This window comes from Levilactobacillus muriae (genome assembly GCF_045862015.1).
Lineage (GTDB): Bacteria > Bacillota > Bacilli > Lactobacillales > Lactobacillaceae > Levilactobacillus > Levilactobacillus muriae.
Window position 1 is genome coordinate 169309 of the sequence record NZ_BAAFRU010000003.1, and the last position, 23261, is coordinate 192569.

Below are 23261 nucleotides of genomic sequence, written 5' to 3' on the forward strand. Positions count from 1 at the left end.
GCTTACCGTTCACCAAATTTAGGCTGGAACTCTGTGGGTAGGACGCCGCCAGCCTGGGAAGCGGTCTGTCAGCTCGCTTTGAACCGTCCAACCCGCGTTTCAAAGTCGCCATTTTCCAAGTTGACCCGCTTGGAAAATGCCACGGCTGAGCCTAAATTTGGCTCACTCACGCCTGCGTAGACAGCGACCAACCATCGTAGATTAACGTTGCCAGTTCAGCGATCGTCACGGCAATGTCAGGTTAAAGAACAAATCATAACCGGAATTTCTGGCAGCCGCAGGTGGTAATTTTCGACTAATTTTGTGGATTAAATCTCGATTAGCTGGGCCTTTCTAGGTGCATTGGGACTTTCAACCTTCAATACCATTATAAATGCCTTCCAACGCATCCGTAGTGACCCGCGAAACATTGATTTTTTGTTTTACCACTAGCCTTCACGCCCAAAGCAGTGCCAGTAATTGCGCTGTCACCCACGCTTCATCAATTTCTGTATATGGCAGCCGCAGTAAAACACCTAATAAAAACGTCCAGACGGCGGGTGTGACTTGCTCAACCGACGTCGTAACCTGCTGCTGGGTCGCCAGTAAGGTCACCACCGTCTGCAAACTTTGTGGCACGGGTAGCGGCCCAGTCAGGCTAAAGGCCACGGCATTGGGATGCTGACGCGCGTATTCCAGGAGATTTGCCACCATGCGCTGGAGCATGTCCGCTGCGTTGGCCGAATCCAAGACGCCTTCCCGTAAGGCGGCCGTGATTTCCGCCACAATATCTGTGCGGAGCTGTGTCAGGAGACTCGCCTTGTCTGGAAAATGCCGGTAAACAGCGGCGGGCGTTACTGCTAAAAATCGGGCGATCTGACGCAGAGAAAGTTGCGCAACGCCCTCATTCTCCAATTGAACTCGGGCTTGCTGTGCGATACCCGCTGCTAGATTTTGCCGATGGTAGGGTTGTTTTGCCACGATTGCTCACACTCCTTAGAAGTTGATGTTATCACTATTCACGTCTTATGTTATCACTGTTTACATTTAATGTAAACAGTGATAACATCTCGATGAGCTTGTGAATCCTTACAGAAGCTTTACACCGTTCTCCCATCAAAAGCCTTATAATAAAATCAAACCTAATTTTAGAAAAGAGTGCCGTCTATGTCACGTACCATTTCTACTCGTCGTTTTACCTTGCAAGTCATTATCTTTTGGCTGATTTGGCTAATCGTCCAAGTTGGTTTAAATTCCCCCATCGAGCATCACCTGAACGGTTGGCCAGAGGAATTAGCCCTCGACGCCATCAAGCTCATCGTCTGGATCGGTGCTGCCGCTTGGCTCCTTCATCAAGCCCATCCCGAAGAATTAGCCATTGGTCGTCGCGAGCAGTGGCGCCCCAACTGGCACTTTACAGCAGGCTACGTGATCTGGGCCGCAATCGTGGTCTATCTCTTAGTCGAGTTCTGGGTCGTTCATCATGGCCTGCGCGTCAGTCCCAGCTTCACACCGGAATACTGGGGTCGGTATTTCCTAGTCGTTGGTGTGGCTGAAGAGTTCCTTTTTCGGGGATACTTCTTCAACGTCTTGCTCAAAAAGTTCAGTTTGACTCAGGCTAACTTGATTCAGGCACTGGCCTTTGCCAGCCTCCACATTCCACGCTACCTGACCACGGTCCCAGCAATGAGTCCGATGACCTGGGTGGGTAATTTGATCACCGTCACCGCCCTCGGGGCCCTCTTCGGTTGGTTGTATGCCAAGAGTCGATCTCTGTGGCCGGGAATCATCGTGCACATGACTTGGGATATTTTAGTCACGCTATTCGCCTAATCATCGGTATGCAAAAAAATCTCGCCTCCAGAAATGGGGACGAGATTTTTAAATTAACGACTGATGTAGCGCCGCAAGTAGCCCAGCAGAACGGCCAGAAATACCAGCGGCAACAAGAAACTCAGCAAGGGTGTTACTAAGGCCGTCGTCGTGGCAAATGTCACGCCAACGTCTAAAATCAACACCACCGCACTGACGGCCAGCAGTACCCGCCACCAGTCACGGGTGATCCTCGCTTCATACGTGAGGCCGTAGACCAATAACGTTAACGCTGTCGTCAATAAGAGAGCTCGCTGAAACAGGGCCACTCCCGTGATCGCCGCCAACAGTAGCGCCACCACACTGAGCGCAATAAAGAAATACCCGTACCAGCGTTGGGTATCCTTAATGGATTTCACGATTATCGCTTCCTTTTGAACCTGCCTTTAGTGTAGCGACTCACGCGATTTTTTTCAACTTGCTAAACTGAAAGTTGAAAGTCCCCCAAAAAACTCATTATGACTGTTGTCACAACGATACCGGGCCTAAAATTAGACAATATCGTCCAGTCATCGTCTTACCGGCCGGCAGATACGGGCTGGATCGGTGCGAACACAACTTGAATCATGCCTTTAGAACTCGTTTACAACTGTTGACTCGCGTCGACGTGAAGTTTACCGTCCCAGTCATCGCTGGCGACGGCCGGCACTTCGCCACGAAAGACCCGTAGTAGCGTCAGCAGGCTCTCGGCACTGTTTTCGACGGTCAGCTTCTGTGGATCAAACCAATAAATGGGGCCCTCTTCGCTCGCCTTAATTTCGCCAGTAAATTGGTGGCCCCGATACAGCAGGCCTAACTTTCGCTGTTGCCGGTCGGCGCTGAACCATTCGCAGGTCCCACAAAAGTCGACCGCCGTCAATGACAGCCCGGTCTCCTCGACGACTTCGCGGATGGCCGCAGCCGCACAACTCTCGCCGACCTCCACGTGGCCACCAGGAAAACTGTGCCCCGCCTTCCAGGGAACGTTGACCTTGTCTTCTACTAACACGTTGCCCGTCTGTGGATCTGTCACCATCACCATCGTCACCAATTCTACCGGTTGTGTTCTTGTCATCTCGTTTTCCTCCATTTCAAAGCCTTATCTAGGATCGCCGTAAATCCAAACGACCAGCACCACGTCAATAGGTAGCAACTCGCTATTCCCATGAGCGGATGTTGGCGGGTAAGTGCTGCACCACCCAACAGCCAAATCAATTGTAGCCAAAAGACGTTGGCTAAATACGAGGGGTACGCGTACCCGGCCAACCGGTGAATCACCGGTAGCCACCAAGAACGCCGCGCCTGTTGACGACCGGTCAACGCTAAAATTAGGCCAATGACACTTAATATGTAAATCACCGTAGCCGGCAAATAATAGCTGGTATGAGCGAAACTTACCGGTAAGGGCCAGACTAGTAGTGTTCGTTCCTGACCAATCAGTGCAGCGATAGCCATTACCAGCAGCGCCCACCACCAGTGCTGTAGTTGTCGTTGAATTATTGGCCAACCGTACCAGGCTAAAATCCCTAGAATCGCGTACGGACAAAATCCCAAAAAAATTCGATCTAAGAGATACCAGTCTGTAAATTTTGCCGTGGGGTAAACTCGCAGCATGTACCAAGCAATCCACGCGAGATAACCAATCGCCGTCAGTCCCAGCGTCCACCAAGCCGCCCAACGGCCATGAAGTAATTGCCGTATTCCCCAAAAGAGGGGCATTAGGAAAATCATTTGTAACATCATCGTGTTATACCACAGATGAGGGGCAGCGTTGCCATTGACAAATTGCCAGGCAAAGCTCAGTCCATCGTGATAAGCCCCGTGTTGTTGTAAACCCGGGAAGATCAGCAGATAAGCCAGTGTCCAGCAGATCGTCGGTAAAAACAATGCCGACCACTGTTGCCTCAGGTAATGCCGATAGGTTGGTTGCTGGCGGGCCGTCATTCGCATGGTCGTCAGTAGGATGCCACAGATAAACGCTGGCGCGGTAAATTTCACCAGCAAGTAGGCCCACGCCAAACCGTGTTGGATCGTAACCGGTTGCGACAATTTCAGAGCAAAACCTAGGACGGACTGGAGCATCACCGCTGTACAGGCAAAGACCTTCAGGTAGTCGCCGCCATCGGCCGCCACATTTAATTCTTCATTTTCCACTTACCGTCATCGCCTTTACCCTTTCCATTTTAGCAATCGAGACGTAACTCTGTAAAGACGAAAAAAAGAGGCTCACTGGCCTCTTTCCTTTTAACTAAGCTTCGCGTTCGTGATTTTTAAATTTTTCAACTAGTCCGTCAACGCTGTAGCAGACCGCTGCCAAGCCGGCAAATGCCAGTGGAAATACGATCCATAGCGGTGACTTCATTAATACCAGCACCAGGCTCAAGAACCCGACTGCCAGCACGACCAAGACTGTCAATGCAACCATGTCTTTTGTCATATTGCTTCCCCCAAGCTATTTTATTTTCTGTGGCCCCTAACCACATCCATAGTTTAGCAGGTCTCCGCGCAAACAACAATGACTTTGACCAAGCTTAATAAAGTCACTAACTTTTGGCCGCCTTTCCAGGTGCTTTCACTTAATTTTCATTGTCATGATTTGACTGCGGTAGTGGGTGATCCAGGTGTTGCAACTGCCCACGGAATTCAGAAGCGTACCGCGCCTGATCTGGCTGGAATTCCGAGAGGCGCTCACTCAGGCCAACTGCGTAGTCGGCCTGCTCACCGTGTTCACCTTGGTCCAGTCCCAGCTCCTCTTCGCCAGCTGTGACCCGCATCGGCATGAACCGCCGCAGGACAACGATCAGTAAGCAGCCCAGAGCAGCCACAAAGGCAATCGTGAAGACTGTCGCTAGGATCTGGACACCTAGCAAATGCCAGCCGCCACCATAGGCTAACCCATTTTCAGCAATCGTTGGGTTAACGGCCTTGGTCGCAAAGACCCCCGTCAAGATACTTCCAACAATTCCGCTGACACCATGACAGCCAAAGGCATCCAGTGCATCGTCCACGCCCAACCGAGGCTTCAATAAACGAATGAAGGCGTAGCTAGTCATTGTCGCAATCAAGCCGATAGCTACCGAACCCATAATCGTGACATAGCCAGCAGCTGGCGTAATCGCAACCAACCCACAGAGAGTCCCGGTACAGACACCCACCAGTGTTGGCTTACCCGTGGTCCAGATATCCAGAAACATCCAGGTCACCATGGCCATGGCAGTCGCCACCGTGCTGGTGATGGCCGCTTGTAAAGCGACACCGTTCACGGCCAAAGCACTGCCGGCATTGAATCCATACCAACCGATCCAGAGAATCGCCGTTCCCAGCAAAACCCAAGGTAGGTTATAATGCGGGTTGTCCCGATTGCCAGACAGCCGTGGTCCCAACCAAGCTGAGAGCACAAGTGCTGTGACCCCCGCATTGATGTGAACGACAGTCCCACCGGCAAAGTCCAAAACACCTAACTTAGCTAGCCAGCCCAGCGGACTCCAAACTAAGTGAACCATGGGGTAGTAAATGAAGATCGACCAAGCAATCAGGAAGACCAGCAAAAATTTAAATCGAATCCGACCAACAACTGCTCCTACGAACAGCGCCGGGGTGATAATAGCAAACATCATTTGAAATAAGGAATAGGCCCCGACTGGAATGTGGGTCGCCGTCAAGCTGGTCAGGTTGACCCCAGCCATAAAGACGTGGTGTAAATTACCCACGATTCCAGCGATATTACCAGAAAAAGCCATGCTGTAACCCAAGAAGATCCACAGCAAGATTGCCACACCGGTCATAATGAAGACCGACAGCATGGTGTTGACCACGTTCTTTTCGGAAACCAACCCACCATAGAAGAAGGCCAGTCCCGGAGTCATGAATAAGACCAGGATACTAGCAATTAAAACGAATGCAGTGTTTGCAAGATTCATCAACGACGCCCTCTTTATCTCTTAATGTCATAAATCCTAACATTAAAAATGGTCTACGTCCACCACTGACTTTACTTTGGCCTATTGTTTGCGGTTTTGACTTACTAACGAGGGTATTTTAGGACTTTGGTCTAACTTGGTTCCGGCTAAACCGGCTGGATGTGTTATCTTTCCTGACATAATTTTAAAAATATGTTAGGAAAGATAACGACCCGTTTTCACCGTATACCTGAAGGTCGAAAGTCCAAGTACACCTAGAGAGCCCCAGCTAACAGAGTTTTAATCCACAAAATTAGTCGAAAATTACCACCTGCGGCTGCCAGAGATTCCGGCGTCTGTGGGAACCACCTGCAGCCTGCTCACAGCGTTCCAGCCTAAATTTGGTGACCGGTAAGCCGGCTGGTTTAGACGACGCTGCCTAATTTTAATCTCAGTATCGTTGTTGGCAACAGTCATAATGGGTATTTTAGAGCCTTCAACCCTCAGACGTGTACCTTAAAAAGGTCGTTCAGCGCTTGACAACACCGAACGACCTCTCCATTTCAATTCTTATTTCAGCCAACCCTTAACGGCGTGTGGAATCATCTTGCGAATCCCACCACGGGGATCCTTGACGTCGCCCTGATACCGCGGTATCAGATGGATATGCGCGTGCATTACCGTTTGCCCCGCCGCTGGATTGACGTTGATCCCAATATTATAACCAGCCGGATGGTAACGTTCATCTAACAGGTCTTTAGCCGCCATCAGCAGATCGTCCAACGCCTGCTTGGTGATTGCTGGCACTTCAAAGTACGTGGCGTAGTGCTGCTTGGGCACGATCAAGAGGTGTCCTTCACGTACGGGATGGTTATCCCAAAACGCCTTAGCTAACTCATTTTCAAGCACAATATCCGTTTTCTGACAAAAAACGCAATCCGTCTTGATCACACCAATCTACTCCTTGTGTTGCCGTGGCTTACGCTTACCCCAGAACTGGAAGTAATCCGTCCGCAATGCCCCGTTGTAAAGTTTTCGAGTCTTCGTTGCCTTTTGGCCGTAGAAGTGTTCGAACTCCAAATCGGCCGTTAAGATGTACTTGGACCAGTCGGTGTAAGGCTTGAAGACCTTGCCCATCTGCGTATACAGTTCCCGTACACTGGCTTGGTCGCTCAGTCGTTCCCCATAAGGTGGGTTGGCGACGATGACTCCGTGTTCCAAATCCGTCTTGAAATCTTGAACCGCCAATTGGGTGAACGTAATGTCTTGCGACAGTCCAGCCTCTTCGGCGTTCTTCTTCGCAATGGCGACCATGTTCTCATCGATATCACTCCCGAAGATCTGGAGGGGCGTGTCGTAGTCGGCCTTAGCATCGGCTTCGTCGCGAACCTTGTCGCTGAGTTCTTGTGGCACCCAGTCCCAGTGTTCGCAGGTAAAGTCGCGATTGAAACCAGGGGCCAGATTCCGGCCGATCAGTGCCGCTTCGATAGGAATCGTCCCAGACCCACACACGGGATCCCAGAACGGCATGTCCTTATGCCAGCTGGTCAAAGCGATCAAGGCTGCGGCCATGTTTTCCTTAATTGGCGCACCACCCTTGCCGACCCGATAGCCCCGCTTAAAGAGGCTCGGGCCAGTCGTATCCAACGTCAGCATGACGTGATCCTTGTCGATCATGACTTCCAAGGGATAGTTAGCACCGGTTTCAGGCATTCGCGTCCGTCGGTGATAGACGGCAGCCAATTTGGTTGCAACCGCCTTCTTCACAATAGCTTGGGCATCTGGCACACTATGTAACTGAGACTTCTTTGAACGGCCCTCAACCGGGAAAGCTGCGTCCATCGGCAACAGTTCATCCCAAGCAACGGCCTTTGTGGCTTCAAACAATTCATCAAAGGTCACGGCATCGAACTCGGCCACAATGATCCGAATGCGGTCGGCCGTCCGTAGCCAAAGGTTGGCCCGTAAAATATCTTCGATCGTACCGTCGAAGCGAACCCGACCGTTTTCAACCTGCGTCTCATAGCCCAGGTCACGTAGTTCACGACCAGCTAGGGCTTCGATTCCACTAGCGGTTGCGGCATATAAATGAAATTTCTTCATAAAATCCTCCTTATTTACACTTGTTCTAAATGTGCACATTACTTTTGCCACAGTAGGAATTATCACAGCTAAATCAGTGAAACCAGCCGCATTCCAGCAGCCAAGGATTCCGCTTGCTGTGGGGAACGCTTCCAGCCAAAGGACAGGCTTCCAGCTCGCCTGAAAGCCACCAAGTTCAGGCGTCTCTCAGGTCGTCCCACGATGTAAGCCGGAAAAAACGCCGACTAACATCGTCGACACGGCTAGCTCCATCCCTGGCTGCCTCCGGCTCCGAACGTGCATGTCAATTTTAAACGTTGCATCCCAGATAAGTGCTAACGTTTAGCGTAAATCAATAACGTTTCTGTAGGCATCATCTGGTTATGCCACCTCAGGACAACTAAGTAAGCCGAGAGGTCGGCAGATATGGGCTCAGGCGCGTCGTTCTTCTTAGTTAGTGGGTGATTTCCCCACTGGCTTAGTAGAAAACCAAGCTTGGAGACTCGGTACTTTCGAGGCTTCAAGTTGTGTTCGCACCGTTCCAGTCCATATCTGCCGGCCGGTAAGGCGGTGACTGGCTTAAGTTGCTTAATGTTAGGCTCAGACTGGTTGTAACGACAGTCATTCTGTCACTATTGATCCTGTGATAAAATCTCATACACTTAGATTTTACCACCAATCAGAGGGGGTTACCCCGTTTTAATGTCTAAAAAAAGGGTGGGAGCAAGCTCCCACCCACCTGACATGGTGTAAATCCCTGTAAGCCATGTTTTGTACCACCCAGTCGTTTCAGGCAAACGACTGACTGGCAGTAATCATCTATCTCGAGAGTTTCCTCTCCCCCCACATTTCGTTCATTTCCATATGTGAAGCGCCCCTACCAAAAGTTTGGGTTGCCCGCTCGAGGGGTTTACCGCGTTCCACCGCCTAAGTTTCCTTAAACGTATCGTCACTGTGGCACTTTTCAGGGATACTAGGGCATAGCCGAAGCCGTAGCCGTGTTTTCCCGCCGTAACGTTATTTCTAACGTCCCCCGGCTTATTTTTTCACCGAGCACGAACACTACAGACATCTCAGTCTGTGCGAGCATGGACTTTCCTCAGCCGACAAAAGCCGACCGCGATTACTCAGGATTTACACCAGTCTTTATAATTCTACAAACGATGTGACTCGTTTGGATCATTATCTAATTGTGAACCGAAAACGTGCCGTTCCAAATTGGAGAGCCGCTTCAAAATGTCCATATTAGTGGCACTTGAAGTGGGTTGGCTGGTCGTCGAAGCTTGCCGCTGACTACCGCCCACTTGCACTTGCTTCGTGAGCTCGTCAACTTTCGCCAATAACCGTTCGTTTTCATCTTGAAGCCGTTGATTCTCCTTAACAAAGGTGTCGTAGTCCTTAATGACGTTGTCTAAGAAACTGTCAACATCATCTGGATCGTAACCACGCATCTTTTGTCGAAATTGCTTTTGCAAAATTTCCTTGGGAGTGAAATTAACGTTTTCCATTGATCTTTACACCTCGTTGTCTTATCAAACCGACAATTAATATAATACCAGTTTTCATTCGATTTGGGAACCATTATTTAAATTTTCTTGATATTCATTGGCACTTTCCTGTAACCAATCCATATCAACTAGTGTTAGGGGATAAGTATGCTGCTCCTGAAACTGCGTCACGGCGCGGTAATCATACTTAGGCTTCCCTTCAACCTCTAAATCATATACCATTACGGCCTCGTCTGTATGGGTCAACATAAATTCTTGATAGTTTCTTAACTGTTGGGGCCCATGATAGGGTTGCTCGCTAACGGATTGGTGAAAATCAACCTGGCTGGCCAGGGTCGCATACTGGGCCTGATTGCCTTCGTTCCAATTGCCACCAAACTCGGCGAACGGCGTCATCATGGCGACCTTCAGCTCCGGATAGTCTGCCTTGAGCTTCAAACCAACCTCAGCGGCCCATTGTTCAACGCCCAGCTGACCGCCTGTGATCAGCCAATCCGTTCCAGACTCTACCTTATTGATCAACAATTTGCGCAGGGTGTCCTTGATGACCAAGAGCTTCGGATCTTGATTCCCGAAAACACTCAGTTCATAGTTCCGATAACCCGTTAGCCAAAGTCGACTCACCACACTCCCCCCCTTTTGACTGGTCTATTTAAGTGTAGCGAAAATTAAGAGTGAGAGCAATTAAAAACCTTTAAATTAGAGGAAAACAATTCTTAACCGAACGTTTAGGAGTTTTTATTTCGCGGCCACCTTGGTATAATGTCAATAACTGGGCCACAAATGAAAGCCAGCTTTCAATAAGGAGTGAGGAGTCGATGACTATTCGGTATCCCAATGGGAATGCCTACCAAGCGCCAACATCAGTTACGCGGCCCAAGTTTGCCAGCCACTACACCAACTACGGTAAGCGGGGTATGACGCTGGAAGAGGAATTGAATCAGAGTAATACCTATTATCAGACGAATGGGCTCGCCGTCGTTCACAAGAAACCGACCCCCATTCGTATCGTCAAGGTCGATTACCCCAAGCGAAGTGCGGCGGTCATCAAGGAAGCCTACTTCAGCACGGCATCGACCACCGACTACAATGGTGTCTACCAAGGACACTACCTGGATTTTGACGCCAAGGAAACGAAAAACAAGGGGTCATTTCCACTCAAAAATTTCCATCAACACCAGATCGATCATATGCGAGCCTGCACGGGTCAAGGCGGTATCTGTTTTGCTATTATCAAATTCGTTAGCCGGCAAGAGACCTATCTGTACCCCGCTGAGGATCTGTTTCACTTCTGGGATGACCAAGCTAACGGTGGGCGCAAGTCCATCCCCTACACGGAGATCGCCGCTAGTGGTATCAAGCTCACCGCGCAGCTCCAAGTGCCGGTGCCCTATCTTAACGCCGTGGACCAGCTACTAAAGCGGTAGCTGACACGTTTAAACGTAAAGGAGATTACCATGTCTAGTAACAATTCAACCAGAGAGACCCGGATGAGCCGCAACGCTGAGCGTACCCCGAGTCCAACCGGCAAATCCGGCGGACCTAAGCGACCGCATAAGGGTTGGCGAACCTTCCGCCGGGTGCTCTTCATCATCGTCGCCATCGGGGTTTTAGGAATTTTGTTTGGCGCCGGTCTGTTCTTTTTCTACGCGCAGAGTGCTCCCAAAATTTCGCAATCCGCGTTATCCAGTGATGCGTCTACGCGAGTCTACGATGCCAATGGTGCTGTCATCTCGCGCCTTGGGGCCCAGAACCGGAGCTACGTGAAGTCCAGCAACATTCCAGACGGCCTGAAACAAGCCGTCGTTTCTACCGAAGACCGTCGCTTCTACAAGAACAACGGGGTCGACCCTATCCGAATCGTCGGGGCCGCACTGGCTAACGTCACTGGCTCCTCACTGGGGATGCAAGGTGGGAGTACGCTGACGCAACAACTGGTCAAGCTGTCCGTCTTCTCCACGGCTGCCTCGGACCGAACGCTCAAGCGGAAGGCTCAGGAAGCCTGGTTGGCCTTGAAGGTCGATCACAACTATTCTAAGAATCAGATTTTGGAATACTACATTAACAAGGTCTACATGGGGAATGGGGTCTACGGGATGCAGACCGCCGCGCAGTATTACTACGGCAAGAATCTCAAGAGCCTAGACCTCGCCCAACTCGCCATGCTAGCCGGGATGCCGCAATCACCAACCAATTATGACCCAACCACCTATCCAGCATTAGCCAAGAAACGGCGGGATATGGTGTTGGATGCTATGGCTAAGAACAACGCCATCACTTCAGCACAGGCTGCACAGGCCAAAGCAACCAGCGTCACGGCCAGCTTGTCCAAGACCCACAAATCAACCGCAGTGGCCAGCGCCAAAACCACCAAGGTCATCGACGCCTACCTCAAGCAAGTCTATGCCGAGCTGAAGGCCAAGGGCTACAACACGACGACGGGTGGCTTGAAAGTTTATACCAACCTCGATATGGGTGCCCAAAAGAAACTCTACAACATCGTCAACGGCAGTAGCTACGTCAGCTTCCCTTCAAGCAAGTTCCAAGTTGGGTCGACCATCGTTGATCCCAACAGTGGGAAAGTTGTCGCGATGATCGGTGGTCGGAAGACAGGAAATGTGACCTTCGGGTTAAACCGTGCCGTTCAGACCGACCGTTCCAGCGCTTCGACTGCTAAGCCACTGATGGACTACGGGCCAGCCATCGAATACCTCAAGTATCCGACGTACGAACCCGTAAAGGATACGGCATTTACGTATCCTGGGACGACTAAGAGCCTTTACGACTGGGACCGACAGTATCAAGGAACCATCACCATGCGTAAGGCGCTCTACGAGTCACGGAACATTCCCGCTATTCGAACGTTGCAAAACGTGGGCATTAAAAAAGCCACAACGTTCTTGGACGGTTTAGGGATGTCCTTTGATAAGACGTTGACCTTACAAAATGGGATTGGGTTGTACATCTCAACCGAACAAGAGGCTGCGGCCTATGCCGCCTTTGCCAACGGTGGAACGTACTACAAACCTTACTTGGTTTCCAAGGTTGTCACGCAAGATGGTAAGGCTCACAACTACGCCTCGACTGGTAAACGTGCCATGAGTGCAGCGACCGCCTTCATGCTAACTGATATGATGAAGGATGTCATGACTAACGAAAATGGATCCGGTCGTTCCGCCGCTATTTCTGGCCTTTATCAAGCCGGGAAGACTGGGACGGACTCCTACCCTGACGACTACGCGGACAAGGTTCCAGACGGGGCTACGATGGACTCCTGGTTCACCGGATACACCAAGAACTACGCTGTGTCTGTTTGGACCGGTTATGACAAGCAGTTCCAGACTGGCCACTACGTTAGTGAAACACAGACTACGATCGCGCAAGAAATTTACAAGTACACCATGAGTTATCTGGCTACCAAGAGTACCAACTCTAACTGGACCAAGCCAAGCACGGTCACCCAGACCACGCAAAACGGCAAGACCGAGTACTACGTTACCGGTCATCCGGGGACCGTCACGGATACGACGTCTACCAGCCAGTATGGGTCCACGAACACCACGAGTTCTTCGGCTTACAGTAGTAATGGACAAGTCACGACCAACTCAAGTAGCTCTAAGACCGAGTCATCCACCACTACTGAATCCAGCACCAGCAAGGAATCTTCCAGTACGGAACAGACCCCTGGCGGCGGTAATGGCAATGACAACAATAGTAGTACCACGACTAACTCAAGCTCCACAACCACGTCATCCGCGACAACCACGCAAAACAAAGATAACAATAATTAAGTTACAGCTAGCTAAAAAGAGCATCGCCATTCATCTCAAACGAGATTGAATGGCGATGCTCTTTTAGCTAGTAGTACCGAGCCGTGTTAGCTTTAGTTATCCGTTAATTTAAAAATCGGAACGTCTGGAATATCATTGCCCGGCGTTGTGGCCGGCTTCGACGATGGCCGCGGGTTTTGCCGTTCCTTGTCACGCTGCACTTGTGCCGCCGTTTTCAAGTTCTTCTTTTCCCAGTTCAACAGGATGCGATCCATGTACTTGAGACTGTAGGCCTGACTCAATACAGCTTCCTTTAAGGCGAGCTGAATCAACTCAGGGCGATAATGGTCGTCGTCTAGCCACTGATTGATACTCTCCATTTCGAGGGGGGACAGTGGCCGACCGAACTCGGTCTCAATCTGATTAAACACGGTCGACCGGTCGTTGGTCACCGCCGCTTTGACTTCCTTTTGTGTCGTCTGTACGGCTAACTGACTTAACTTCTCCGTCAACAACCTGAAATCATAGGCGTCGCGCTTCTGACCGTTGCCATCCGGCACACTGGTAATCACCATGAGCTTGTTGGCAATCAACTCGTGAAGAATCTGATAGACACGCTGCTTGTCCCAACCCAAGTGGACCGCCATGACATCGGCCTCGGGCATCGATTGTCCGCGATCCATGTAACGCCGCAATTGCAGAAACACCAGCAATTGATCGGTCGTCATCCCCACCTCGCGGAAGTGGTCGAGCAGATAGTTCGCAATGCTTGTCTGCCCATCTTGAATGTATCGCTGTGTAAAGTCTTCCATGAAAGATCCCCCTTAATTCTAAAAATCCGCTTTTTAACGCACACAAGACTCTCTCGGCCTGAGTGACAGCAAGAGACGACCGAACCCTTATTCTAGCAGTCCGATCGTCCCCCACAACTATTTTCAACACACTGGTCATTTAAGCAATTAATCTAATCATTCATAAACGCCTTGAGCCGATCCACCGCCGTCTGAAGCGTGTCCAGATCCGTCGCGTAACTCAACCGAATGTGCCCCGGTAAGCCAAAAGCCTCGCCGGTGACCGTTGCCACGTGGGCCTCATTCAAAACCAACGTGACGAATTCTGAAGTCGAGGTTACCCCCTTTAAAGCCATCGCCCCCGTCACATCGGGGAAGAAGTAAAAGGCACCGGCCGGCTTGGCCAATTCAAAACCGGGCAACGCATTCAATTGCGGATAAATGACATCACGTCGCTGCTTGAACCCGGCCTTCATCTGCGCAACTGATTCCTGGCTGCCCGTCAAGGCCGCCGTGGCCGCCGCCTGACTCACGGCCGCCGGATTGCCCGTCATGTGGGACAGTACCGTCTTCAGTGCCCCCACAATCGTCGTATTTGCCACGGCAAAGCCAATCCGCCAACCGGTCATCGCGTAAGTCTTCGAGACCCCGTTGATCAGAACGGTGTGCGCATCAATGGCTGACGAAATGCCCAACATAGAAGGCGCCGCAGTCGTTTGATCATATAGCAGTTCCCCGTAGATCTCATCGGCAACGACGATCAGGTCGTGAGCCACCGCGAAGTCGCCAATTGCTTGCAGTTCAGTCCGCGTGTAGGTCGTCCCACTCGGATTCTGCGGTGAGTTCAACACGATTGCCTTGGTCGCTGGCGTGAGTGCGCTAGCTAACTGATCAGACGTGACCTTGAGACTGGGCGTTGGCGCAACCTCAACCGGCCGACCACCGGCCAGCTTGACTTGTTCACTGTAGCTAACCCAATAAGGCGCCGGTAAAAGAACTTCATCGCCAGGATTCAAGAGCACCTGGAACAACGCATAGAGGGCCATCTTAGCACCGGTCGTCACAACCACTTGGCTGGGATCGACCTGAATCCCATGTAAGGCCGCTAGATTAGCCGCAATGGCTTGGCGTAAGGGTAAGACCCCTTCCGTTGCCGTGTAGCCATTGACTTGGTCGGCCTGAATTGCTGTGACCGCCGCATCTTTGATGGCTTGTGGTGTCGCGTAGTCCGGTTGACCAACACTTAAATTAATGATGTCAATACCCTGCGCTTGTAAGGTCTGCGCCCGTTGACCGGTTGCCAACGTCGCTGAGGGACTGACCGCTGAAGCTCGCTTAGACAATTGCATGTGAAACCGCCTCCGTTAAACGATTATGTAGGACCACCCGCACGACAAGAGTGTTGTGCGGGTGGCATTTGTTCGGTGATCAAGACGACGCAACCGCCAACCTGATCCTCACAATTAGATATTAGAAATTTGTTGTAGCACCTTACCATTACTATATTGGTAGGTCAGGTAACAGAGCTTGCCACTCTTGTTCAGGTAGCTAATCTGCCAAGCTGGTTTGCCGTTAAACAGACTCAACGCCGCCGACAGCACCTTCTTCGGATTCCGATTCCAAACCCGTTTGAGGGCCGCATTCCGTGAAAGGCCATCGCTTTGCTTGAGAACCGTCACATTATTCCCCGACTTGGGAACAATCGCGTACACGGCCTGCTTGGACTTATCCTTTCCGGCGACTGTGTAGTAAGTCGTATCCAGATTAGTCCAGTAAAACCCGCTGGTGCTGGTCAGATGGCCAGACTTCTTAGCAACTGACTCGGCTCGTATTTGGTCTTGGCTGAGGGGCTTCGTTGCCTTATTGATCACGTAGCCCGCGCTCAGCAACAGCACAAGGATCACGATTAACACACTGAGTAACACCCAATGCCGTGGTCGCCGGCGCCGTTGATATTGTTGTCTCATCAATTTCCATCGTACTCCCTTGTCAGAATTCAATCTTGTCCAATTATATCAAACTTCTGGTGGTGTCGTCGGCTTCACCGGCTTTTTTTCAAAAAAATTAACTAAACCTTGGGAAATAGCCGTGACATCCCCAGTTGTCTGTGGCAAATCAGCCGGCAGGGCGCGCAGAATACTCTGGCCGTAATGCCGCTCAATCAACCGTTGGTCCAGGATCACAATGGCTCCGCGATCCGTCGGCGTCCGAATTAGCCGGCCCACCCCTTGGCGTAACTTCAGGGTAGCCGCTGGTAAGGCCGCATTGTAGAACGGATTCTTCCCCGCCGCCTCTAATCGTGAGTAATCAGCCTTCACGAAGACTCGGTCCGGCGAGTCAAATGGCAATCGCGTCACAATTAGGAGTTCCAGTTGCTCGGCGGGCAGATCAATGCCCTCCCAAAAACTAGCTGCCCCTAACAAGATGGCACCATGACTGGTAGCAAATCGCTTGGCAATCCGTTCACGACTTCCGCTGATACCTTGGGCAAAAATTTCCCGTTGGGCAAACTCGGGTTGCTCGACCAGTTGTTGATAAACCTTTTCGATGACACTCAAGGAATTAAATAAAATCAACGTTTGTTTATTAACGGCCCCAGCAATCTGACTGATTGCCGCGGTCAGATAGACCACGTAGTTCGCTGGTGCAACTCGACTCAGTTCGGGACCCGTGTTGGCAATGAATAATTGGGCCTGATCGCCGTAATCAAAGCTTGACCGCATCCGGTGAGTCACCGTCTCGTCCCGATCCAAGTCGAATTGATCTAGGATGTACTGTGAGCGACCGGAAGAAAAGAGGGTCGCCCCGGTCAGAAGAACCGGTTGGAAGTGCGCGTAAATTTGCCGACGCAGGAAGCCCTCAGTGGCCAACAAACCACTTGCAAATTGTAAACTGTTACGATCACCCACATGATTGATGGTCACCCAAAAGAGACTGGCCGTATGGGTCTTCGTTACCTGTGCGAAAATGTCCTGGAGCTGCGAAACTTCGTCATCAAACTGATGAATTCGTATATCGACCTGTTCGAATAAATGACGTTCGGATGCCGAGAAGCGATCCTGCTGCCGATCGAAGCTTTGCCGTAACCCGCCCAACTCGGCCAACAGTTCAGTGGTGTCGGCCACAATCGTTGCGACCAATGGATCGGTCTGGGGACGTAAGGCATCGAGTTCTTCGGTTGGAATTAACTTTTCGATCGTTTGATTCTGATTATTCCCCCGCTGTCGGGCGAGAAAGGCCAAGAACAAGTGATTGACCAGCTGATTCAGCGTGCCTTCTAATTCTTCACTCAGCCGAACCAACCGGTGTAACGTGTTGGTCGCCTGCGTATCGCCGGTAAACAGTGCTAGAAGACTCGGTCCAATTTCCCGGTTGATGTCGCGTTGCATATGATGTAGTCCGTTGGTCAACTGAGCAAATTTAATTTGCGTCCGCCGTTGTCGCAACGTGTTCTCCGCCAAATGCTGGGCCTCATCGATCACTAAATATGGCCGATCAAGCCGCTCACCCAGGTCACTGGCATGCTCGCTGAGGTAGGCGTGATTCACGATGATCACTTGTGCCTGCGTCATATGCTGATCCCGCCGCCGTAAGAAATCATCCTCATAGAACGGATTGTCCTCACGCGTCGCGCCCTCGTGGACGACCTCCTGAAAGTAAGGTGCCCGATACGTAGCCAAATGCAGTTCATCTAGGTCACCGGTCGTCGTCATCGTCAACCAAACCAGCAATCGGAGCTTCAATAGTTGCGTTTGCTTCGAAGTCTCAGCCACTTTCAAGGTTGCTGCAAATTTCTGCAGATCAAGGTAGTGCCGACTCCCCTTAACCAACACGGCATTGATTTGGAACGGTACAATCTGGTTGAGCAATGGTAAGGTCTGATCCAACAGTTGTTCTTGCAAGAGTGTCGTTGCGGTACTGATCACGACCGCTGGCCCCTGTTGATTCAGATACGCCATCGGCAACAGGTACCCCAAACTCTTACCAATCCCAGTCGGCGCCTCGACAATCATCTGCTTGACTGGATGCTGATCGCTATTGGCATAATTGTTATAGATGTAATTCATCATTTTAGCCTGTTCCGGCCGCCATTCCAGGTTGTCCGGCATCTGTTTCTGCTTCTGTTTCTTGGTCTTAGGATACTTGACTGGTTCCGCCAAGGTCGTTGCCGGTATCGCTGAGGAGTGACGCAGAGCTAAGCCATTCTTAACGTACAAATAATCCGGCAGTTTTCGTGGCTTTTCATTGTTCAACCGCATTGCCACGTCAAAAAGTGCCGCCGTTTGTAGCGGTAGCTCGGGGTGCAAGTCAATCATCTGTTGCAGCGTCACCATAGGCAAGGCCCGTAGCCGTCGAAAGAGAAAAATAAAGAGTTCTGCAGTAGCACTGGCATCGCTGTCCGCAGAGTGCGGATTGTCATGTTCAATGTTAAAAAGGCCACTCAGGTCACGGAGACGAAAACTAGCCGCCGTAGGAAGCAGAATCTGACTGAGCGATACCGTATCGAGGCCTTCAATCGTCAGTTCCGGATACCCCACCCGGGCAAATTCCGCATTGATAAAGGGTAAATCAAAGTTAACGTTGTGGGCCACGAAGACCGTGTTGGTCAACTGGCTATACAACGTGGCGGCAACGTCGTCAAAGAGCGGCGCGTGTCGAACCCGTTTGTTCGTAATCCCCGTCAACCGTGAAATAGCTGCGGGAATCTCCCGTAACGGATTCACATCGGTCTCAAAGTGATTAATAATCTGATTATGCTGGACGAAGACGCACCCGATCTGGATAATGCGGTCGCCATCTGTCACACTGGTTCCGGTAGTCTCGATATCGACCACCGCGTAAACCGTGTCTTTATCCATAATATGCTCACCAATTTCTGCACAATTGCGTTAATAACTGGCACTATGATACACCACTTGCGCCAGTAGCGCTACTACGGTCTCAGTCTAATTGAACTTAAACATTTGTTGTTTACAGCGCCAGTCATGACTCTTCTCAATGACGCGCTTACCGCAATGACCGCACGTGACAACAGACTGCCGACTTTTTCGACCAGATTTTGACGCTTTTCCGGAAAAATTTCTATAGAAAGGGTTAATTTTTCGTGGATTTGCGAATTTTCGGTGGCAAAACTAGCGCAATACCAATCAGTAGAGTATGATATTCTGGTAGGAAATTTAATGAAGAAAGTGAGCGAGTGACCTTGGGGAGAATGGTAAGCGGACAAAGCAATGCCAAAATTATTCTTATCGGCGATCATAGCGTGGTCTACGGCCAGCCTGCGATTGCCCTGCCACTACCATCCGTAACGACTAACGTTGCGATGCGGTCGATGCCTGCCGGGCAATGGTTGACTAGCCGCTACTTCGACGGTCCCATTGCCCAGTTGGGTCAAAACCTAGCTGGCGTTGCCAAGTTGATTGACACCTTACTCACCCGTTTTGACGGTCACGAAATACCGTTTGAAATGAATATTACCAGTGATCTACCGGCCGAACGTGGCATGGGTTCTTCCGCGGCCGTTGCCGTGGCGATCACCCGGGCCATCTACGCTTTTTTTGACCGTCCGTTGAATCGCGACCTGTTACTTGCCAACGCTGAGATTGCCGAAAAGATCACCCATGGGAATCCCAGTGGCATCGATGCCGCAACGGTTAGTTCGGACGTCCCTATCTGGTTCGTCCCTCATCAGGAAACCACGCAGATTCCGTTTGCCTTACAGGGCTACTTAGTGATTGCCGACAGTGGGATCAAGGGCCAGACCGGGAAAGCGGTTGCTGCCGTCGCTCGACGGAAGACGACCCTGCCAGCCGAAACGGACTTACAGATTAAAACATTGGGGCGTTTGAGTACTGATGCGCGAACGGCGCTGGCCGAGCCTGATTTAAATCGATTGGGCGCCATCATCAGCGAGGCTCAGACACAATTACGGGGCTTGGGGGTCAGTTCACCCGAACTGGATCGCCTGACACGAGTGGCGACAACCAACGGTGCACTAGGCGCCAAACTCACTGGCGGTGGCATGGGTGGCTGTCTCATTGCCCTGTGTCCCGATCTGACCACTACCCAACGCGTCCAGAAAAGCCTGGTCGCTGCTGGTGCCACGGCAACGTGGATCGAAGCCTTCAATCTAGAGGAGGAACCCGAATGAACACAACCGTAACCGCAAGAGCGCATACCAACATCGCCCTAGTGAAGTATTGGGGCAAGGCCGACACCGAGCTAATGCTACCCCAAACAAGTAGCCTCTCACTCACCCTCGACCAGTTCTACACGGATACTACGGTCACATTCGATGACCAGCTAAGTGCCGACGAAGTCACGGTTAACGATCAGTTACTCTCGCCGGTGGCCGCCCAAAAAGTACATAACTTTCTCAACTTGGTGCGCCAACAGGCTTCGCGCACCTCTTTCGCGCGAGTAACTTCCGTGAATCACGTGCCGACTGCCGCCGGTTTAGCGTCTTCGGCCTCCGCTTTTGCGGCGTTAGCTGGTGCCGCCAGTCAAGCCGCTGGAATGGCTCTCGACCGAACTGCCTTGTCACGGTTAGCGCGGCGTGGCTCCGGTTCCGCCACGCGCTCCATCTTTGGTGGATTTGTCGAATGGCAAGCCGGTCACGATGATCGTAGTTCTTACGCGGTTCCCCTGGTTGAAAACGTGACTTGGCCAATCGCTGTGGTGGCGCTGGTCTTAGATCCCCACCACAAGAAGGTTAGCTCGCGTCAAGGGATGCAAAGTAGCGTGAGAACTTCGCCTTTCTATCCGGCTTGGAAACAGATCGTCGCTGATGACCTCGACGCCATCAAGCCGGCGATTCGGGCCCAAGATTTTACGACGATGGGAGAAACATTGGAGACCAATGCCATGCGGATGCACGCCCTGACGCTTAGCGCACGACCACCCTTTAGTTACTTCAACGGTGACACTCTGCTCGCCATGCAGACGGTCAGGGGTCTCCGGGCAGCCGGTCTGGAATGCTACTACACCCTGGATGCTGGTCCGAACCTGAAGGCCTTTTGTCAGGCGGCAGACGTCCCCGCAATTCAGGACCGGTTCGCCCGGCAATTCGGGAGCGACAACGTTATCGTCGCTCATCCAGGTCCTGGCATCCGATTTTCACCTGAATCCTAACCACTTTATGCGTTAAAAACAAAGATAAACCATTAAAAATATTAACTGTTACAGAAGGGACCTGATTTTTTGATTTCCGCGCAAGCACCCGGAAAACTCTATATTGCTGGCGAATACGCCGTGGTTGAGCCGGGATATCCGGCCATTATTGTGGCTCTGAATCAATTTGTGACCGTCACAATTAATGCTAGCCACGATTACGGGCGTATCGCCTCCAAACAATACCAAGAGAACTCCCTCTACTGGCAACGCCAGGGAACCGAGCTCGTTTTTGACAACCGGGATAACCCCTTCCACTATATTCTGTCGGCCATTCGTTTGACCGAACAGTATGCCCAATCACTGGGCAAACCGCTGGCCATCTATCATTTGAACGTCAACAGTGACCTCGACAGCGCCGATGGTAAGAAGTACGGGTTGGGTTCTTCCGCTGCCGTGACTGTTGCGACTGTGAAGGCCCTGTGTCAATTCTACAACATCGACATGCCTAAGGATCGCCTATTCAAATTGGCCGCCATCGCCCATCTGGACGTTCAGGGCAACGGCTCCTTGGGTGACATTGCCGCCTCCGTTTATGGCGGCTGGATTGCCTATCAAGCCTTCGACCGCGACTGGCTAGCCTCCGCACGGCGTGAGATTAGTCTGACCGACCTGTTGACTATGGATTGGCCCGGTCTACAGATTGAACTGCTGACCCCGCCAGAATCCCTGCGCCTGATGATTGGATGGACTGGTACACCAGCTTCCACCTCTCATTTAGTCGACAAAGTCGCCCTCTTTAAGGCCACCCGACGCGACGACTACCACGCCTTTCTGCGGGATAGTAAAGCCTGCCTGCAGCGCATGATCGTCGGCTTCCACGATCAGGACCTCGATGCCATTCAAAAAGAAATTGCCATTAATCGGCAACTGCTGAACCAACTCGCCAATCTTAGCCACGTCACCATCGAGACCGAGCTGCTGAAGACCATGTGTGACATCGCCGTTCACATCGGCGGTGCGGCCAAGTCCTCTGGTGCCGGTGGTGGTGACTGCGGTATCGTCATCATCAACGCCGCCAATGATCTAGCTAGTCTGCTGAGGGAATGGGAACATCGCGGCATTGAACCGCTAAAATTAAACGTCCATCACGTGATTGAGTAAGGAGACCACTTATGGCACAACTATCCCGCCACGCCCACCGGAAGGATGAACACCTTTCGCTGGCTGAAAAATTCTATCAGGAACACGCCGCCAGTCAGTTCGACCAGTTGCGTTTCGTACACCAGAGCTTGCCAGAAATGGCGGTCAGTGACGTGGACCTACACACGCAGTTAGGGCCACTGACACTCCCTGTACCCTTAATGATCGAAGCCATGACCGGTGGGAGTCCGCGGACGGGCAAGGTCAACGCCACGTTGGGGCGTATCGCCGCTGCTACGGGAATGCCCGTGGCCAGTGGCTCACAGAGTATTGCCCTTAAGGATGCTACAGCCGTGCCGACCTTTACCGTGTTACGGGAAAATAATCCCGACGGTCTGGTCTTCGCCAACATCGGTGCCGGTCACTCGGTAGCCCAAGCACGGGCGGCCGTGGCCATGGTGGCGGCCGATGCCCTGGAAGTTCACGTCAACGTAGCTCAGGAATTGGTCATGCCCGAGGGCGACCGCGACTTTCACTGGTTGGATGAAATCGGTGAAATCGTGGCCGCACTCGACGTTCCGGTTATCGTGAAGGAAGTCGGCTTCGGAATGGCTCACGAGACGTTGGCACAATTGGCCAACGTGGGGGTACAATTCGTAGATCTCGGTGGCCGTGGTGGCACCAACTTTGCCCAAATCGAGAATTTCCGCCGGCCGGAAAAGGAACTGAACTACCTGGCGGGTTGGGGACAATCGACTGTAGAGTCCCTGTTGGAAACCCGGCTGGTGCCCGACTTATCAATCATCGCGACCGGTGGCGTTCGTCAACCACTCGATGCGGCTAAGGCTTTGGCGTTAGGTGCATCGGTCGTCGGTAGTGCTGGTCAAGTATTGCACAGTCTGATCAAGACCGATGAGGCCACGACCACTCAGATGCTGTTGGATTGGCAAACTGGACTCAAGACGATCATGACATTGCTTGGTACCCACAACTTGGCGGAGCTCCGGGAACAGCGACTACTTTTGTCGCCAGAATTAGAGAGTTATTGTCGACAACGTGGACTAACGCAGTAAAGCTTTTTGTCCCTTACAAATATTAGAATTTAGAAAATCCCCATAGCAGGACAGA

At 51.5% G+C, this 23261-nt stretch carries 21 protein-coding genes and 1 other RNA gene; 7 read left to right on the plus strand and 15 right to left on the minus strand.

The window, feature by feature from the left end; all coding sequences use genetic code 11:
- Nucleotides 1-435: 435 nt before the first annotated feature.
- The gene (locus tag ACKTSF_RS03005; RefSeq protein ID WP_407886502.1) at nucleotides 436-960 is read right to left on the minus strand and encodes a TetR/AcrR family transcriptional regulator; all 525 of its coding nucleotides are present in this window, start codon (nucleotides 958-960) and stop codon (nucleotides 436-438) included.
- A gap of 186 nt (nucleotides 961-1146) precedes the next feature.
- Between ACKTSF_RS03005 and ACKTSF_RS03010 the strand changes: the two genes are divergently transcribed.
- Nucleotides 1147-1812 carry a CPBP family intramembrane glutamic endopeptidase gene (locus tag ACKTSF_RS03010; RefSeq protein WP_407886504.1) on the plus strand — a complete coding sequence of 222 codons (666 nt, stop codon included), beginning with the start codon at nucleotides 1147-1149 and terminating at the stop codon, nucleotides 1810-1812.
- 53 nt (nucleotides 1813-1865) lie between these two features.
- Here the strand turns inward: ACKTSF_RS03010 and ACKTSF_RS03015 are convergent, their stop codons facing one another.
- From ACKTSF_RS03015 to ACKTSF_RS03060, 10 genes are all read right to left on the minus strand, one after another.
- Nucleotides 1866-2210: a hypothetical protein gene (locus tag ACKTSF_RS03015; RefSeq protein WP_407886506.1), complete on the minus strand. Its 345-nt coding sequence runs from the start codon at nucleotides 2208-2210 to the stop codon at nucleotides 1866-1868.
- Nucleotides 2211-2434: 224 nt separating this feature from the next.
- Nucleotides 2435-2905, minus strand: a complete 471-nt coding sequence (locus tag ACKTSF_RS03020) for an 8-oxo-dGTP diphosphatase (RefSeq protein WP_407886508.1) — start codon at nucleotides 2903-2905, stop codon at nucleotides 2435-2437.
- Nucleotides 2902-3984 (minus strand): acyltransferase family protein, encoded by a 1083-nt coding sequence (locus tag ACKTSF_RS03025; protein WP_407886510.1) that lies wholly within the window; start codon nucleotides 3982-3984, stop codon nucleotides 2902-2904. Before ACKTSF_RS03025 ends, ACKTSF_RS03020 begins: the two co-directional genes overlap by 4 nt.
- A gap of 94 nt (nucleotides 3985-4078) precedes the next feature.
- Entirely contained in the window at nucleotides 4079-4267 is a 189-nt protein-coding gene (locus ACKTSF_RS03030) for a hypothetical protein (RefSeq protein WP_407886512.1), read from the minus strand.
- A gap of 139 nt (nucleotides 4268-4406) precedes the next feature.
- Complete coding sequence (locus ACKTSF_RS03035) at nucleotides 4407-5750, minus strand: ammonium transporter (RefSeq protein WP_407886514.1); 1344 nt, start codon at nucleotides 5748-5750, stop codon at nucleotides 4407-4409.
- 549 nt (nucleotides 5751-6299) lie between these two features.
- On the minus strand, nucleotides 6300-6680 hold the full coding sequence (locus tag ACKTSF_RS03040; RefSeq protein ID WP_407886516.1) for an HIT family protein: 381 nt from the start codon (nucleotides 6678-6680) through the stop codon (nucleotides 6300-6302).
- Nucleotides 6681-6686: 6 nt separating this feature from the next.
- Nucleotides 6687-7832, minus strand: a complete 1146-nt coding sequence (locus ACKTSF_RS03045) for a THUMP domain-containing class I SAM-dependent RNA methyltransferase (protein ID WP_020089277.1) — start codon at nucleotides 7830-7832, stop codon at nucleotides 6687-6689.
- Nucleotides 7833-8566: 734 nt separating this feature from the next.
- Nucleotides 8567-8946: RNase P RNA component class B (gene rnpB, locus ACKTSF_RS03050), an RNA gene on the minus strand.
- Nucleotides 8947-8965: 19 nt separating this feature from the next.
- The gene (gpsB, locus tag ACKTSF_RS03055) at nucleotides 8966-9319 is read right to left on the minus strand and encodes a cell division regulator GpsB (RefSeq protein ID WP_020089276.1); all 354 of its coding nucleotides are present in this window, start codon (nucleotides 9317-9319) and stop codon (nucleotides 8966-8968) included.
- 54 nt (nucleotides 9320-9373) lie between these two features.
- Complete coding sequence (locus tag ACKTSF_RS03060) at nucleotides 9374-9943, minus strand: SLOG family protein (RefSeq protein WP_407886518.1); 570 nt, start codon at nucleotides 9941-9943, stop codon at nucleotides 9374-9376.
- Between the two features lie 194 nt (nucleotides 9944-10137).
- Between ACKTSF_RS03060 and recU the strand changes: the two genes are divergently transcribed.
- Together recU and ACKTSF_RS03070 are read left to right on the plus strand one after the other, a co-directional pair.
- Complete coding sequence (gene recU, locus ACKTSF_RS03065) at nucleotides 10138-10746, plus strand: Holliday junction resolvase RecU (protein ID WP_407886520.1); 609 nt, start codon at nucleotides 10138-10140, stop codon at nucleotides 10744-10746.
- 30 nt (nucleotides 10747-10776) lie between these two features.
- A complete protein-coding gene (locus tag ACKTSF_RS03070) occupies nucleotides 10777-13110 on the plus strand; it encodes a transglycosylase domain-containing protein (RefSeq protein ID WP_407886522.1) in 2334 nt (777 codons plus the stop codon).
- 92 nt (nucleotides 13111-13202) lie between these two features.
- On the opposite strand, the gene ACKTSF_RS03075 is transcribed toward ACKTSF_RS03070, so the two are convergent.
- The 4 genes from ACKTSF_RS03075 to ACKTSF_RS03090 form a co-directional block, all read right to left on the minus strand.
- Entirely contained in the window at nucleotides 13203-13901 is a 699-nt protein-coding gene (locus ACKTSF_RS03075; RefSeq protein WP_407886524.1) for a DnaD domain-containing protein, read from the minus strand.
- Nucleotides 13902-14053: 152 nt separating this feature from the next.
- Nucleotides 14054-15229, minus strand: a complete 1176-nt coding sequence (locus tag ACKTSF_RS03080) for a pyridoxal phosphate-dependent aminotransferase (protein ID WP_407886526.1) — start codon at nucleotides 15227-15229, stop codon at nucleotides 14054-14056.
- 114 nt (nucleotides 15230-15343) lie between these two features.
- Nucleotides 15344-15847 (minus strand): cell wall elongation regulator TseB-like domain-containing protein, encoded by a 504-nt coding sequence (locus tag ACKTSF_RS03085; protein WP_407886528.1) that lies wholly within the window; start codon nucleotides 15845-15847, stop codon nucleotides 15344-15346.
- A gap of 48 nt (nucleotides 15848-15895) precedes the next feature.
- Nucleotides 15896-18739: a helicase C-terminal domain-containing protein gene (locus tag ACKTSF_RS03090; RefSeq protein WP_407886530.1), complete on the minus strand. Its 2844-nt coding sequence runs from the start codon at nucleotides 18737-18739 to the stop codon at nucleotides 15896-15898.
- Nucleotides 18740-19092: 353 nt separating this feature from the next.
- Here ACKTSF_RS03090 and mvk point away from each other — a divergent pair, with 353 nt between their 5' ends.
- The 4 genes from mvk to fni all read left to right on the plus strand — a co-directional run bounded on the left by mvk (nucleotide 19093) and on the right by fni (nucleotide 23206).
- Complete coding sequence (gene mvk, locus ACKTSF_RS03095; RefSeq protein ID WP_407886532.1) at nucleotides 19093-20031, plus strand: mevalonate kinase; 939 nt, start codon at nucleotides 19093-19095, stop codon at nucleotides 20029-20031.
- Nucleotides 20028-21011: a diphosphomevalonate decarboxylase gene (mvaD, locus tag ACKTSF_RS03100; RefSeq protein ID WP_407886534.1), complete on the plus strand. Its 984-nt coding sequence runs from the start codon at nucleotides 20028-20030 to the stop codon at nucleotides 21009-21011. Before mvk ends, mvaD begins: the two co-directional genes overlap by 4 nt.
- Before the next feature lie 69 nt (nucleotides 21012-21080).
- Nucleotides 21081-22154 carry a phosphomevalonate kinase gene (locus ACKTSF_RS03105; protein ID WP_407886536.1) on the plus strand — a complete coding sequence of 358 codons (1074 nt, stop codon included), beginning with the start codon at nucleotides 21081-21083 and terminating at the stop codon, nucleotides 22152-22154.
- An 11-nt stretch (nucleotides 22155-22165) separates the two neighbouring features.
- On the plus strand, nucleotides 22166-23206 hold the full coding sequence (gene fni / locus ACKTSF_RS03110; protein ID WP_407886538.1) for a type 2 isopentenyl-diphosphate Delta-isomerase: 1041 nt from the start codon (nucleotides 22166-22168) through the stop codon (nucleotides 23204-23206).
- The last annotated feature ends 55 nt before the right edge of the window (nucleotides 23207-23261 follow it).

Coding starts and splice junctions, on each gene's coding strand:
- ACKTSF_RS03010 (WP_407886504.1), top strand. CDS start 1,147: ATGTCACGTACCATTTCTACTCGTCGTTTTACCTTGCAAGTCATTATC.
- ACKTSF_RS03020 (WP_407886508.1), bottom strand. CDS start 2,905: ATGACAAGAACACAACCGGTAGAATTGGTGACGATGGTGATGGTGACA.
- ACKTSF_RS03030 (WP_407886512.1), bottom strand. CDS start 4,267: ATGACAAAAGACATGGTTGCATTGACAGTCTTGGTCGTGCTGGCAGTC.
- ACKTSF_RS03035 (WP_407886514.1), bottom strand. CDS start 5,750: ATGAATCTTGCAAACACTGCATTCGTTTTAATTGCTAGTATCCTGGTC.
- ACKTSF_RS03045 (WP_020089277.1), bottom strand. CDS start 7,832: ATGAAGAAATTTCATTTATATGCCGCAACCGCTAGTGGAATCGAAGCC.
- gpsB (WP_020089276.1), bottom strand. CDS start 9,319: ATGGAAAACGTTAATTTCACTCCCAAGGAAATTTTGCAAAAGCAATTT.
- recU (WP_407886520.1), top strand. CDS start 10,138: ATGACTATTCGGTATCCCAATGGGAATGCCTACCAAGCGCCAACATCA.
- ACKTSF_RS03070 (WP_407886522.1), top strand. CDS start 10,777: ATGTCTAGTAACAATTCAACCAGAGAGACCCGGATGAGCCGCAACGCT.
- ACKTSF_RS03075 (WP_407886524.1), bottom strand. CDS start 13,901: ATGGAAGACTTTACACAGCGATACATTCAAGATGGGCAGACAAGCATT.
- ACKTSF_RS03080 (WP_407886526.1), bottom strand. CDS start 15,229: ATGCAATTGTCTAAGCGAGCTTCAGCGGTCAGTCCCTCAGCGACGTTG.
- ACKTSF_RS03085 (WP_407886528.1), bottom strand. CDS start 15,847: ATGAGACAACAATATCAACGGCGCCGGCGACCACGGCATTGGGTGTTA.
- ACKTSF_RS03090 (WP_407886530.1), bottom strand. CDS start 18,739: ATGGATAAAGACACGGTTTACGCGGTGGTCGATATCGAGACTACCGGA.
- mvk (WP_407886532.1), top strand. CDS start 19,093: ATGGTAAGCGGACAAAGCAATGCCAAAATTATTCTTATCGGCGATCAT.
- mvaD (WP_407886534.1), top strand. CDS start 20,028: ATGAACACAACCGTAACCGCAAGAGCGCATACCAACATCGCCCTAGTG.
- fni (WP_407886538.1), top strand. CDS start 22,166: ATGGCACAACTATCCCGCCACGCCCACCGGAAGGATGAACACCTTTCG.